The sequence below is a fragment of the Streptomyces sp. NPDC031379 genome, assembly GCF_055569615.1.
In genome coordinates this window covers 119,576-132,355 of sequence record NZ_JBVIIT010000020.1, presented here as the reverse complement: position 1 = coordinate 132,355, position 12,780 = coordinate 119,576, and the positions used below count along the sequence as shown (strand labels likewise).

11 protein-coding genes are annotated in these 12,780 nt (G+C 73.4%); 1 reads left to right on the top strand and 10 read right to left on the bottom strand.

Going from position 1 to position 12,780, the window contains the following annotated elements:
- Positions 1–26: 26 nt before the first annotated feature.
- The 10 genes from ACZ5CW_RS27290 to ACZ5CW_RS27245 form a co-directional block, all read right to left on the bottom strand.
- Entirely contained in the window at positions 27–680 is a 654-nt protein-coding gene (locus ACZ5CW_RS27290; RefSeq protein WP_468605805.1) for a maltokinase N-terminal cap-like domain-containing protein, read from the bottom strand.
- A 39-nt stretch (positions 681–719) separates the two neighbouring features.
- Entirely contained in the window at positions 720–1,391 is a 672-nt protein-coding gene (locus ACZ5CW_RS27285) for a spherulation-specific family 4 protein (protein WP_468605803.1), read from the bottom strand.
- On the bottom strand, positions 1,388–2,287 hold the full coding sequence (locus ACZ5CW_RS27280) for an NAD-dependent epimerase/dehydratase family protein (RefSeq protein ID WP_468605801.1): 900 nt from the start codon (positions 2,285–2,287) through the stop codon (positions 1,388–1,390). The genes ACZ5CW_RS27285 and ACZ5CW_RS27280 overlap by 4 nt, the downstream gene beginning before the upstream one ends.
- Before the next feature lie 7 nt (positions 2,288–2,294).
- The gene (locus ACZ5CW_RS27275) at positions 2,295–3,008 is read right to left on the bottom strand and encodes a nucleotidyltransferase family protein (RefSeq protein WP_468605799.1); all 714 of its coding nucleotides are present in this window, start codon (positions 3,006–3,008) and stop codon (positions 2,295–2,297) included.
- A 49-nt stretch (positions 3,009–3,057) separates the two neighbouring features.
- Positions 3,058–4,059, bottom strand: a complete 1,002-nt coding sequence (locus tag ACZ5CW_RS27270) for a GDP-mannose 4,6-dehydratase (protein ID WP_468605797.1) — start codon at positions 4,057–4,059, stop codon at positions 3,058–3,060.
- Between the two features lie 43 nt (positions 4,060–4,102).
- Complete coding sequence (locus ACZ5CW_RS27265) at positions 4,103–5,497, bottom strand: hypothetical protein (RefSeq protein WP_468605795.1); 1,395 nt, start codon at positions 5,495–5,497, stop codon at positions 4,103–4,105.
- Positions 5,494–7,005 carry a GT4 family glycosyltransferase PelF gene (pelF, locus tag ACZ5CW_RS27260; protein ID WP_468605793.1) on the bottom strand — a complete coding sequence of 504 codons (1,512 nt, stop codon included), beginning with the start codon at positions 7,003–7,005 and terminating at the stop codon, positions 5,494–5,496. The genes ACZ5CW_RS27265 and pelF overlap by 4 nt, the downstream gene beginning before the upstream one ends.
- Positions 7,006–7,143: 138 nt before the next feature.
- On the bottom strand, positions 7,144–9,273 hold the full coding sequence (locus ACZ5CW_RS27255; protein WP_468605791.1) for a hypothetical protein: 2,130 nt from the start codon (positions 9,271–9,273) through the stop codon (positions 7,144–7,146).
- 399 nt (positions 9,274–9,672) lie between these two features.
- On the bottom strand, positions 9,673–10,200 hold the full coding sequence (locus tag ACZ5CW_RS27250) for a hypothetical protein (RefSeq protein WP_468605789.1): 528 nt from the start codon (positions 10,198–10,200) through the stop codon (positions 9,673–9,675).
- A 328-nt stretch (positions 10,201–10,528) separates the two neighbouring features.
- Positions 10,529–12,145 carry an adenosine deaminase family protein gene (locus ACZ5CW_RS27245; RefSeq protein WP_468605787.1) on the bottom strand — a complete coding sequence of 539 codons (1,617 nt, stop codon included), beginning with the start codon at positions 12,143–12,145 and terminating at the stop codon, positions 10,529–10,531.
- 186 nt (positions 12,146–12,331) lie between these two features.
- Between ACZ5CW_RS27245 and ACZ5CW_RS27240 the strand changes: the two genes are divergently transcribed.
- Complete coding sequence (locus tag ACZ5CW_RS27240; RefSeq protein ID WP_468605785.1) at positions 12,332–12,586, top strand: DUF5133 domain-containing protein; 255 nt, start codon at positions 12,332–12,334, stop codon at positions 12,584–12,586.
- Positions 12,587–12,780 lie beyond the last annotated feature (194 nt).

The window sequence follows — 12,780 nt, the reverse complement described above, 5'->3', positions numbered from 1 at the left end:
CGCCCTGCGGCGGACGGCGCCTGGCCTCAGGCGGTGCGCAGCGTCATCAGGACGGCCCGCAGCCGGGTGTCGTCCGGGCCCGCCCAGCCGGTGGCGACATGGCCGAGGGCTCCCTGGGGCGGCAGCGCCGGGTTCCCGTCGATGGGGGTGAGCACACGGTGGATGTGGAGCACCGTGCCCTGCGGCGTGGGCAGGTGCGTGCCGTCCCGGTCGTCGGCCGGCTTCGGAGTGAAGGCCGCGGGGGCGAAGGGGGTTCCCGCGTAGGAGCGGACCACCTCGTGGTCCGGGGTGTCGGTGATGCTCTGGGCCATCGCCTGTGCCGTGCCCCCGATCAGCGACAGCAACTCGGTGACCAGCACCGGGTCGTGGCAGCCGTCGTAGACCCAGCGCTTGCCCAGCACCCCGTGCTCCGTCGTGCCGACGAGGGCCTGGTCGGCACCCTCCAGCGGTGCGCCGCGGTAGGTGAGCGGCACCAGGTAGGCCGTCGGGGCGGGGCTCGTCGTGTCGGTGGTCACCATGAACTCGATACCGACCTCGCCCTCGGGGTCGTCCAGCCGGAAGCCACCGGACTTCGCCGGCACCGGGGTGCCCGTGCCCCGGTACCAGGGGCGCGTGGGCAGCCAGTCGGCGAGCAGTTCGAGCTTGGTGGGCGTGAGGGTGGTGTGGTGGATGACGGCCATGCCGGTGGTTGCCTCCCATTGCGCGGACGCGGACTCGCCTCAGCCTTCCACATCCTCTCCGCCGGTGAGCGCCGGGCTCAACACGGCCCAGGGGTTGGGCGGTTCGCCCGTCACCGGCCCGCACACCCCCGCGCCCCGCTCGTGCGCGGTGCGCACGGCGAGCGGGACGAGGGCCGCGGGGACGCCGTACACGAGGTGGCAGAACCGGTCGGGCGGGTGGCGCGCGGTCCAGTCGGGCCGGATGAACGCCGAGACGTACGTGGTCCAGTGGCCCTCGAAGGTGACGATCAGGTCGGCGAGGCGGGCGTAGCCCGGGGCCGGGTGGACGCCCGGGTTGAGGACGACGGTGGCCGCGCCGAGCCGACGCAGCTCCCGGACCAGACCCCGGCAGGCGGGCAGGCCCGCCGCATCGGCGGTGACGCGGTCGAGGAAGCAGCCGTCCGCCTCGTACCAGGCCTGATACCGGCGCGTGTCCTCGGCGATCTCCGCCCGGTCCCGTACGCCGTAGTCGGTGTCGACGTAGCCGAGCAGGCGGGCGCCGGCCGCGCGCAGCGCCCGGGCGGCCGCCCGGAACGCGGGGTCGGGGGCGGTGCCCGGTCCGCTCGCGGGGTTGAGGACCACGGCGTAGGTGCGGGCGGCCGACGTGATCAGGCGGTGCCAGGCGCCGGGGTCCTCGGCCGGGTGCACGTACAGCGGTATCAGCAGGCTCACGGCAGTCGCCCGCTCTCCGCCGTGGCCGCCCACAGTGCGTCGAGGGCGTCGTCCAGGTCGTGGGCGGGACGCCAGCCGAGGGCCCGGTCGGCGGCGGTGATGTCGGAGCACTGCCACGACACCCGGGCCGAGCGCGCCGAGCCGCCCCTGCTCTCCTCCCACTGCCCCTGGAACCCCGCCCGCCGGGCCAGACCGCGCACCAGTTCCCGCACGGCCACGGCCGTTCCGCCGCTGATGTTGAGGACGGGCGGCAGGTGTCCCGGGGCCGTGGCGGCCAGGGCGGCCGCGCCGGCGACGTCGCGCACGTCGACGAAGTCGCGGTACGCGGACAGGTCCCCGAGCCGCAGCACCGCACCGGCGCCGGCCGAGCGGAGCAGTGCGGCCATCCGGCCGGGCAGGCTCGCGAGGGGTGCCCCGGGGCCCACCGGGTTGCCGACCCGCAGCACCACACCGTCCAGGGCGGCGGAGGTGACCGCGATCGTGCCCGCGAGCTTGGTCACGCCGTAGGGGGTGACCGGGCCGGCGGGCGCCGACTCGGTGTCCGGCACGTCCGGGGTGCCGGGCCCGTACTCGGCGGCCGAGCCGAGATGCACCAGGCGGGCCGTGGGGGCCGCCTCGCGCAACGCGGCACACAGCACGGCGGGACCGCGGGCGTTGACCTCGGCCAGGGACACGGGGTCGCCGCCGGTGACGCCCGCGCAGTTGACCACGGCGTCGGGCGCGGCCGCCGCCAGGGTCTTCGCGAGCTGCTCCGGCCGGTCGGTGGCGAGGTCGATGCGGAACTCGGCCGACGAGGAGCGGCCGGCGGCGAGGATCCGCGCGCCCGGAAGGGCGCGCAGCCGCTCGGCCACGTGGCGGCCCAGATATCCGGTGCCGCCCAGGACGAGAATGCGCATGTGGTACTCAGGCTCCCTTGAGCAGCAGGGACTTACGGCTGGTGAACTCGGCGTTGGCACGGTCGTAGTCGTCGGGACGGCCGATGTCCAGCCAGTAGCCGTCGAACTCGTAGGCGTGCGGCGGGTCCTGGGCCCGGAGCAGATCGAGGACCAGTTCGTCGAAGCCCAGCGGCAGGCCTGCCGTGTAGCCGTCGAGGGTGGCGCGGCTGAGACCGTAGACGCCCATGGAGACGCGGTAGTCCATGCTGGGCTTCTCGGTGAACGCGACCACCTTGCTCGCGTCGGTGGTGAGCACGCCGAAGTCGATGTGCACCTTGCGGGCGTAGGTGGCGATGGTCAGCGGCGCACCCGACTCCTCGTGCCGGCGCAGCACGTCGGCGTAGTCGAGGTCGGTGAGGACGTCGCCGTTCATCACCAGGAACGTCTCGGGCAGCCGGTCTTTGAGGGTGAGCAGCGGGCCCATGGTGCCGAGCGGGCTCTCCTCGGTGGCGTAGTCGACGCTCATGCCCCACTGCGAGCCGTTACCGACGTAGGCGCGGATGATCTCGCCGAGGTGGCCGATGGCGATGGTGCAGCGGGTGAAGCCGGCCGCCGACAGCTGGCGCAGCACGATCTCCAGAATGGCGTGCTGGTCGCCGATGGGGACGAGCGGCTTGGGCAGCGCGGTGGTGTAGGGCCGCAGCCGGACGCCCTTGCCTCCCGCCAGGATCACTGCGTGCATGGGGCTCCTCCTTCGTTGACGCAAGGAACGGGGGACGTGCCGGACGGGGTCAGATGTTGTAGATGCCGGTCTTGTACCGGGCCAGGTTGCCGGGGTCGCGGAAGAACTCCACGGTGTGCGCCAGGCCCTGCTCCAGGGTGTGGGCGGGCTGCCAGCCGGTGGCCCCCGTGAGCCGGGTGGCGTCGGCGACCAGCCGCATGACCTCGGAGTTCGCCGGCCGGATGCGCTCGGGGTCGGCGCGGACGTCCAGGGCGGTGTCCATGACCTTTCCGATCAGTGCGACGAGGTCGCCGACCGAGATCTCCCCGCCCGTACCGGCGTTGAAGGTGCGGCCGACGACCTGCTCGGCGGGCGCGCCGCCGACGGCGAGGAAGGCCTGAGCGGTGTCCTTGACGAAGGTGAAGTCGCGGGTGGGCCGCAGATCCCCGAGGGTGATGGTGCGCTCCCCGGCGGCCACCTGGCCGATGACGGTGGGGATGACCGCGCGCATGGACTGGCGCGGCCCGAAGGTGTTGAACGGCCTGAGGGTGACGACCGGGGTGCCGAAACTCGCGTGGTAGCTGTCGGCCAGCCGGTCCCCGCCGGCCTTGGAGGCGGCGTACGGGGACTGGGTGTTGATGGGGTGGTCCTCGGTGATGGGTACGGTCCGCGCGGTGCCGTAGGTCTCGCTGGTGGAGGTGTGCACAAGCCGGGGCGTACCGAGGGCGCGCACGGCTTCCAGCACGTTCAGGGTGCCGGTGACGTTGGTCTCCACGTAGCTGTGCGGGGCCTGGTAGGAATACGGGATCGCGATCAGGGCGGCCAGGTGATAGGCGACGTCGGCGCCTTCGAGCAGGCCGCGGACCGAGCCGGGGTCGCGGACGTCACCGAGGACGATCTCCACGTGGTCCAGGACGTCCGGGGCGAGGGTCTCCAGCCAGCCGTAGGAGGAGAAGGAGTTGTACTGGGCCATGGCTCTGACCCGGTGTCCGGAGGCGACCAGGGCCTCGGTGAGGTGGGAGCCGATGAAGCCCTCGGCTCCGGTGACGGCGGCGAGCGGTGCGGAGGTCAACTGCGTGGTCCTTCCGATGGGTTGATCGAGACGGGGAACGGCATCAGGCGTGCCGGGCGGGGCGGCCGAGCAGCCGCAGCACACACGCCACGAGACACAGGACGGCGGCACCGCAGCACAGCGGCAGCGCGGCCGGCCCGGGTGGCAGGTCCAGCAGGGTGACCGCGCCGGCCGCGCACGCGGCCGCGAGACAGATCGCGGCCGGTGGCCAGGCGGTCCCGAACGCCTGGAGGAGCAGCGCGGTCCACAGGGTGGCCGCGAGCAGCAGCAGGGTGGCCGGCGCCGCGCCGGTGAGGTACGCGGCGGGCAGCAACGGCAGCAGATAGGCCAGCAGGCACAGGCCGAGGACGGCCGCCGAGCGCAGCAGGAAGCCGGCGGGTGTGGCGGTGGCGCGGAGGGCGGCGACGGCAAGGCCCCGGTAGCGGTACAGCAGCCATTCGGCGGGGCCCATGCTGACGGTCAGGACGATCACCGCGTACGGCTCCCGGCGGCCTTCCAGCAGGACGAGCAGACCGGCGGCCAGCCCGAACAGCCCGTAGGGCAGGGACGACAGCGGCGGGGGCCGCTTGCCGTCGGTGGTGGCCGGGGCGGCGAGGGCGGCGCGCAGGGCGTGGCCGGTCACGGCGAGCGTCGCCAGCAGCGCCAGCAGGGGCAGCCCGGTGCGCAGCGGGGTGCCGGGCTCCCACCAGGGCAGTACGGCGGCGCCCGCGAGGAGCGGGGTGAGCGCGGCCAGCAGCTGACGTTCGCGCGCCAGGACGAGCAGGACGCCCGCCGCCGCGAGGTACAGCGACTGCGCCGCGCCCGCCAGGATCACCGGAGCGCTCCCGGCGAGCGGGACGGCGGCGGCCGTGGCCAGTGCCGCTCCCACGGATGCGCCGGACAGCAGGGTGCGGGCGGCCTCCCGGCGTCCGGTCGCCAGCCGTAAGTGGGCGCGGTGGCCGAGCGCCTGGCCCCAGGCCCAGGAGACGAGGCCCGCGACGATCAGCGCGGCGGCGTGCCGCCCGGGGTGCCACAGGGGCGCGGTGAGCGGGTAGGCCAGTCCCGGCAGGGCGAACAGCACACCGCGCAGCAGGCAGCGGACGTGGTCCGGGCGCCAGGGGTCGGCGGCCGGTGCGGGCTCCGGGAAGGTCCGGGGCACCTGTTCGTAGAGCGCGGCGGCGAGGGAGAAGAGGTTCGGGTGGCCGTACCGTTCCTTGATCTGGTCGGCGGTCAGGCCCTCGGCCTCCAGCAGGGCGGCCACTTCGTAGGGGTGGACGGCGGGGCCGATGCGGTCGGCGAGTTCGGCGGCCAGGCGGCTCACCGCCTCCTCGTCGAGGCCGTGTCCGGGCAGGCCCGGGGACGGTGTGCTGCCGTCGCGGCGCACGGGTGTGCCGGCGAGCCGCAGCGCGAGGGTGTCCTGCTCGGTGCCGCCCGGTTCGAGGGCCATGGGTCCGCTCATCCGGCCAGGCTCCCCGCGGCGATCCGGCCGGACTGCCCCTGGTCGGCCCGTGCGGTGGACGCCCGGGAGAGCACGGGCAGTTCGAGGTAGACGGAGCGGAAGGTGTCGATGGTCTGGCGCAGGGTGAACTGCTCGATCACCCGCAGCCGGGCCGCCTCCCCCATGGCCCGCCGCCGCTCGGCGTCGGCCAGCAGCTCCAGCGCGGCGGCGGCCATCCGGGCCGGGTCGCGCGGCGGGACGACGAGCCCGCTGTCGCCGACGGCCTCGCGCACACCGCCCACGTCCGTCGAGACGGTCGCCCGGCCGCAGGACATGGCCTCGATGAGGGTGAACGGGAACCCCTCGCTGATGCTGGAGAGCATCACGACGTTCCCGGCCGCGTAGGCGTCCTTGATGTCGTCGACCCGGCCCTCGAAGGTGACGGCGTCGGCGTGCCCGAGGTCGGCGGCGAGGGCTTCGCAGCGTTCCCGGTACGCCTCTCCGCCGCGTGGGGTGCCGCCGAAGAGCCGCAGCCGGGCTTCGGGTATCTCCTCGCGGACCAGGGCGAAGGCGCGGATGAGGGTCTCCAGGTCCTTGATGGGGTCGACGCGGCCGGCCCAGCTGAGCGTGGGTTGTTCGGGTTCGGGTCCGGCGGGCGGGAAGACGGCCGGGTCCACGCCGTTGTAGACGGTGCGGATGGCCCCCGGGTCGGCGCCGCCCTGTTCCTCCCAGAGCCGGTTGTAGCGGTTGCCGGGGGTGATCAGGGCGGCCCGGCGGTAGCTCTCCTCGGCCAGCAGGCGGAAGAAGCCGAGCACGACGGCCTTCACCGGCCAGCGGTAGGGGGCGGTGCGGTAGCCGAGGTAGCGTTCCCGCAGGTAGACGCCGTGCTCGGTGAGGAGCAGCGGGACCTCGTACCGCTCCAGTCCGGCGAGGCCGGGCAGCACGGCCACGCCGCCGCTGACCGCGTGCGCCACACCGTGCCGGGGCGGGGGTGCGGCGAGCGGACGCAGGGCGTGTTCCAGCAGGGCGGTGGCGGTGACCGCGTCGTGCAGGGTGGGCCGGGCCGCGTGGACGGCCAGTCCCGGACGGTTCCACACCGCGGCGAGGATGGCGATGGCCCGGTCGCCGCGCAGGAACGGGCTCAGGGTGCCGTCGGCGGCGGCCCGGGCCATGGTGTAGAGCGCGGGCGCGAACTGGTCCTCGGCGTGCGGGTCGAGCAGCGCCGTCAGGAAGCGTTCGTAGGCGGCGTGGAGCCGGTTGCGGGCGCGTCCCCGGGGTGGACGGCCGTCCGGCGGGGCTCCCCACATGGGGACGGAGAGCACTTCGTGGACGTGGGCGGGCAGGTCCCATACGACGGGTTCGCGTCCGGTGCCGGTGACGGCGATGACGTCGAAGTCGAGGTCGGGCATGCCCTGGACGAGTTGGTCGCACCAGACGCTGACGCCGCCATGGCTGTGCGGGTAGGTGCCTTCGGTGAGCAGGGTGACGTGCGCCGCGCGGGGGCGGCGCGCGCCGTGGTGAACGTGCATCGATTGTGCTCCACGGCCGAGGTGTGGGGTGGTCGTGCGGGCCGCTGTCCGCCGGTGGGCGGCCAGGACCCGGGCCCGTCCGGCCGGCTCCCGCCACAGGGGGGAGGCGCCGGAAGGGCCCTCGGGTCGGTGCGCCGTTCAGTTGTCCGGGGTGTACGGGACCGGCTCGCTCACGCCCGTCGGGACCTTGGTGCGCGGGGCCGGGGCGGTGGCCGCCGCCGTGGCGTCCGCACTGCCGGCCGGGGCTGCGGCGGCGGACGGCAGGGCGAAGGCGAGCGCGGCGCCGGAGGAGGCGGTCCAGCCGGACACCTCGCCCGCGTAGGCGCTGCCGAAGGCGTCGCCGCCCAGCGTGGTGCCGGTGGGCAGGGTCGCGGTGACGGCGGTTCCCGCCGGTGCCTGGACGGTCACGGAGTCGCCGATGCGATAGGCGGTGACCTGGCCGGCGTTCAGGGCGCTCTTCCAGGCGGCCCGGCGCTGGAGTTCGACGCCGATGTCCTTCATCCGCAGGTTCACCACGGGGGTGTTGTCGGCGAAGAGGGCGTCGTAGCCGTCGAGTACGCCGTTCAGCACCGGGTAGGCGATGCGGTCCTCGGCGAGGTTGGACTGGTGGATGAAGTGCGGCTTGGGGTCGTTGGACAGCACGTGACCGAACGCGATCCGGGTCTCCAGCGGCACGATGTGGTCGGCGTAGCCGGTGCCGGTGTCCAGCGGGGCCGGAAGACAGGTGGTGGTCGCGGGGTTGTCCTCGCAGATGCCGCTGCCGCCCTGGGCGCGGCTGGTGTAGAGCCAGTTGTACTCGTCGACCTGCTCGGCGGCCCTGCCCGCGTTGTAGAAGACGTTCATGGGATAGCGGGAGACCGTGGTGGCGGGGCCGATCTGGCGCTGCTGGGGGTCGCGGGAGTTGTCCGAGGCGAGCCACTTGACGTTGTCGTCGGCGAGCGCGAGCGCGAGGTTGGGGTTGTCCTGGGGCTGCTGCGGCAGGATCTTCAGCCCGGAGTGCTCACCGGTGACCAGCTCGTCGGTCTGCAACGGGAGTCCGGCGGCCTGGCCCCAGGCGCGGTTGGTGGCGATCTCCGAGGCGATCGCGCTGCGGCTGACCCACTTGGTGCTGCCGTCGGCGTTGGTCGCGCACTTCCACGGCACGACGGTGACGTTCTGCTCGCAGCCGAGGAAGGCGTGCGTGTAGGTGTGGTTGACCCAGCGGAACTGGTCGCGGTCGGCGAGGAGCTTGTCGGCGAGCTGGTCGACGCCGTCGTTGTCCTCGCGCTGGTCGACGCTGCCGGCGCCGTTGTAGACCAGGTCGAGGGTGAAGTGGTGGCTGTTCTGCCAGGCGGTGGCGTGGTCGACGTCCGCGGGGGTCATCCGGATCGGGCTGGGCGTGCCCGCCCCGTTGGTGCAGTCCACGTCGCCGGGTGTGCAGTTGAGCTGGGTGTCCCAGCGGTCGTCGGCGGCGAACACGTCGTCCACGTGCACGGCGAAGTAGTTGCGGGAGGCGCCGAGGTGCACCCCGCCGGTCATCCAGTCCACGATGCCGCGGGCCAGCAGCCGGAACTGCTGCTGGTACTGGTTGTAGACGAAGGTGACGACCAGCTCGCGCCGCCCGTCGTGCCGGTACTCGCCGACCAGGGAGCCCTGCTTCGACGTACCGGGGACGGGTGCCTGGACGTACGGGGTGAAGTCGGCGCCCGCGGCCGGGGTCGACAGATAGGCGTAGCTCTCGCCGACCGAGGGCGAGTTGTCCTCGAACGGGACCGCGCCGTCGAGGTAGCCGAAGGGCCCGGCCTTGCCGGCGGCGGTGACCTGGGCCCGGACACCGTCGATGCTGCCCGAGTAGCCGCCGTAGACCGGGTACTGCAGGCCGGCCTCGGGGCGGGCGTAGGTGTAGGCGTCGACCTGGGGGATCGCGTACGTCTTCTCGTAGGCGGAGAGCGCGGCCGTCTCGGCGGAACCCGCCGCGAACGGGTTGTCGTTGGGCAGGACCACGGCCTGGAACTTCGCCCGGGGCAGGCCGTCGACGGTGTCCGCGAGGAAGGCGGCGTCGATGGTGGGCCGGTCGGAGCGTGTGAGGTCGACCTCGGTGTACGGCGTTCCGGCGGTGTCGAGTTCGGCGGCGATGGCATCCGTGGCCGGACCGCCGTCGCTCACCACCAGGACTCTGAGGTCGATCCGCGGTGCTGCGGCGTCGGCCTGTGCCGGGCCGGCCCCGAGGCCGAGCGCGGCGATGAGCGCGCCCACCGTCGACACGGTGGTGCGTATGGTCCGCTTCATGCGGTGAAGTCCCCTCCCCGGGCAGGGGTGAGCACGGCTCCCATGGAGCGGACGCACCCCCTTGCGTGACGCCGGCGTCCCCCTCAGAAGCCGGTCGTCGACGCATCCGTCGCGTCACATGGTGATGGCTCTGTGTAGCTTTTGTGGTCGACTTACGAAACCTGACGGAAAAGTGCAGGTGTCCAGCGGCGCTCCGAGGCAACCCGACGGCCCGTTCCTTCGTCGTCGCCGCGAGGGGCCGGCGGCGCCGGGACGGCTCCGTGCGCTGGTCCGGCCGTTCCACGACGCACCGGCGGACCGTGATGGTCCGCCGGGCGACGTTCCGGTGATCCGGGTGGCGGCGCGGCTGCGGCGGGGAGGCCGATTTCAGGACATCGCGCCGCGGAACCAGATAATCCGTCAGGCGCAGAGCACGCGCGTCTCGGGCGTGTAGACGGGGCCGCCGCTGGTGCTGGTGCTGTCGCTGAACTCGGCGTAGTAGTACGAGTAGAAGCCGATGTTGCCGTTGCAGCCGGAGTCGGCGGCGACCTGGAGGGTCAGCGTGACGGTGCGGCTCTGGCCGGGCGGGACCGTGGCGCCGTAGTTGGCGCCGAGGTTGTTCGGGCCGGTACCGGAACAGGGGGTGCTGCCGGCGGCGGTGGCCAGGCTGCAGCCGGTGAAGCTGTACTTGAGGTCCGGGCGCTGGGTGGTCAGCCAGGTCGGGTCGATGGTCTGGTACACGAACCAGATGTCGTAGGTCTTGTTGTTCGTGATGGTCATCGAGAGCTGCACGGTGCCGCCGGGCGTGGTGGTGGCGCTGTCGGTGGCGAAGGTGAGCGCGGCCGGCGCGGGGTCGGCGGCGCTCGCGCCGGGCGCGAACCCGAAGACGGCGAGGACGAAGGCGAGGACGGCGGTGAGACCGAGGCGTCTCATCAGAGGTGATCGCATGGCCCGGGAGGCTAGGCAGGCGCCCGGCGCGGCGTCTGCCCCGCCGGACGGGCCCGGGACGACGATCGGCCGAAAGTGATCGTCGCGTGAAGAAGTCACGGAGAACTCGTGACGGTGCGTCGCAGGCCGTACACGCACATCTCCCAGGGGTGCCGGCGGGGCTCACCGGAGAACTGGACCGCGCGGCGGTATTGGCGCGGACACACCCTCCCGGCACCGGCGGAAGGGGGGCCACCGTTTGTGCGGTGGGCTCCTTCTCGGCCAAGGGAGGATTTCCGGACGCCAGGGCGGGCGCACGGCCCACCGCCCTGGCGTCACCTGGATACGGTCAGCGCACCGCGCGGGCGTGCGTCTGCTCGAAGGCTGCGAAGGCGGCCTCCTGGCGCCATGACAGGCGAGCCTTCGGGCTGGCCGCGAGGAAGTGCCGGCAGGCCGCGCCACGCACGGGCAGGCCCGGGCGTTCACCGCGGCAGGCCGGGACCGGGTGATAGCCCTCGGCGGTGGGGTTGCCCCGCCACAGGCTCGCGCCGGGCAGGAAGCCGTACTCCAGCGAGGCGCGGGCCAGGTCCTTCAACTCGGGGTAGCGCAGGCCGTAGGTGTCGGCCGCGTACCGGTACTCGTGACCGATGTCGATCCGGGAGACGCCGGGGTCGTCGGTGGCGAGTACGACCGGCACGCCGTAGCGGCGGTAGGTGGTGAAGGGGTGCTCGGCTCCCTTGACGCCGAGGATCTGGGCGTTGCTGGAGAAGGGCACCTCGACGGCCACGCGGCGGGCGGCCATGGTCTGTGCGGTGTGCTGCCAGTCGTCTTCGTGGACGAGGTCGACACCGTGCCCGACGCGGTCGGTGCGGGCGACGCCGACGGCCTCCCTGATGTGGAAGCCCAGATCCTCCGGCTTCACCAGCCCGGGCCACAACTCGCCCGCGTGCAGGGTGACATGGGCCTTCGGGTACTGGGTGCGCAGATAGCCGACCATCCGCATCTGCAGGCTGTAGTCGCGCAGGGAGCTGTCCCAGTCCTCGGGCTGGACGAGGTTGACGGCGACGAAGCGCGGGTCGGCCTCGGCCAGTCGCATGCCGAGGGCGAGCTGGGTGAAGACCCGCTGCGGCGCGCTGCCCCGGGACGCCTGGGAGATCCAGCGGACGACGAGCCCGCAGGCCGGCCGGGCCTGCGGGGTGCCGCAGTGCGCGGCGGCACGGAACTCGGCGTCGCCGGCGTCGGCCTCCTCGCGGGCGTCGGCGACGAGCTTGTCCAGCCTGCCGCCCGCGAGCAGCTTGCGGTGCAGGGCGGTGAGGTCGTCGTCCCAGCCGACCTGGTCGGCGAGCTGCTTCGCACCGTCGGAGGCGGGGGTGACCATCGTCTCCAGGTAGAACTGATTGTTGCGTACGGCGGTGCCGGCGGCCTCGGCGAGCAGCTTGCCCCGGTGCCGCCAGGTGACCTCGCCGAACTTGCCGAAGGTGTCGAAGAAGTGGTCGTGGCCGTTCTGGTCCGGCGGGAAGTCCTGCATGGACCAGGCGCGGACGAGCGCGTCGTGGAAGGCGCGGTCGGTGCGCGCGTCGGCGGCTGGGCGGGTGCCCGCGCCGCAGGGCGGGGAGACCGCGGTCAGCGTCGCGGTGTCGACACACAGCCCGTCCTCGGCGGCCAGCCCGATCAGGTACTCCGTGGACACCGCGCCGGAGAGGTGGTTGTGCAGGTCCCCGCCCTTGGGCAGCCGCCGGAAGAAATCGCGCAGGGCCTCGGGCCGGTCGTGCACGGAACGGAGGTAGGCGTCGGTGCGCGCCTCCGCCGCCGTGATCTGCCGGGGCGGCGGCGCGGCGCGCCGGGTGTTCCCGTCCGCCGGCTGAGCGGTGGCGGGCAGGGCGGACAGCAGGGACAGGACGCTGAGGGCGCCGAGCGCGGCCGGAACGACACGGCGGCGCACGGCACTTCGGGGTTGCAGACTCACAGGGGCATGATCACGGAAGGATCACGGCAGCGCCGTTCCGCCGGGCGGGCGGCGACCGGAGAGCACCCGACCGGGTGATGGCCCGGGGGTTCGCGGACGGTGAAACCGATGTCGCATGCGTGCAGCACATGCGGGTATTCGCGCTGCGACTTCCTACATCGGCGACACACCAGGGAGGCAGAACGCATGCTGATGGCACACCCCGCTGTACTGAAGGACCTCATCGCCCAGTACGAGGCCCTCACGCTGCTCGGGGCCGAGGAGAGTCCGCAGGCACGGCAGCGGCTCACGGACATCTCCTACACGCTGTGCGTGGCCACCGGCACCAGGGACGTCGACATGGCCCTCATCGCCGCCCGGCACCGCCTCTCCGGGGCCCGTCCGGAGGACGATTCGCTGCTCCAGGCGGCCGCGGCGGCGGAACCGGCGGCCGGAGTGTGACCGGGGACTCCGCCTGAAGTCGTCGCCTCCCGCTTCTGGTCGGCAAGACCTACCGGACGGTATACAGGCCCAGTCGAACGCGGGGGGGGGGGGGGGGGTGGGGGGGGGGAGGGGGGGGGGAAGAGGGGGGGGGGGGGGGGGGGGGGGGGGGGAGAGGGGGGGGGGGGGGGGGGGGGGGGGGGGGGGAGGGGGTA

Bases quoted from the DNA above. Each gene is read 5' to 3' on its own strand.
- ACZ5CW_RS27255 (WP_468605791.1), bottom strand. From the start codon at position 9,273: ATGAAGCGGACCATACGCACCACCGTGTCGACGGTGGGCGCGCTCATC.
- ACZ5CW_RS27250 (WP_468605789.1), bottom strand. From the start codon at position 10,200: ATGCGATCACCTCTGATGAGACGCCTCGGTCTCACCGCCGTCCTCGCC.
- pelF (WP_468605793.1), bottom strand. From the start codon at position 7,005: ATGCACGTTCACCACGGCGCGCGCCGCCCCCGCGCGGCGCACGTCACC.
- ACZ5CW_RS27240 (WP_468605785.1), top strand. From the start codon at position 12,332: ATGCTGATGGCACACCCCGCTGTACTGAAGGACCTCATCGCCCAGTAC.
- ACZ5CW_RS27280 (WP_468605801.1), bottom strand. From the start codon at position 2,287: ATGCGCATTCTCGTCCTGGGCGGCACCGGATATCTGGGCCGCCACGTG.
- ACZ5CW_RS27290 (WP_468605805.1), bottom strand. From the start codon at position 680: ATGGCCGTCATCCACCACACCACCCTCACGCCCACCAAGCTCGAACTG.
- ACZ5CW_RS27275 (WP_468605799.1), bottom strand. From the start codon at position 3,008: ATGCACGCAGTGATCCTGGCGGGAGGCAAGGGCGTCCGGCTGCGGCCC.
- ACZ5CW_RS27265 (WP_468605795.1), bottom strand. From the start codon at position 5,497: ATGAGCGGACCCATGGCCCTCGAACCGGGCGGCACCGAGCAGGACACC.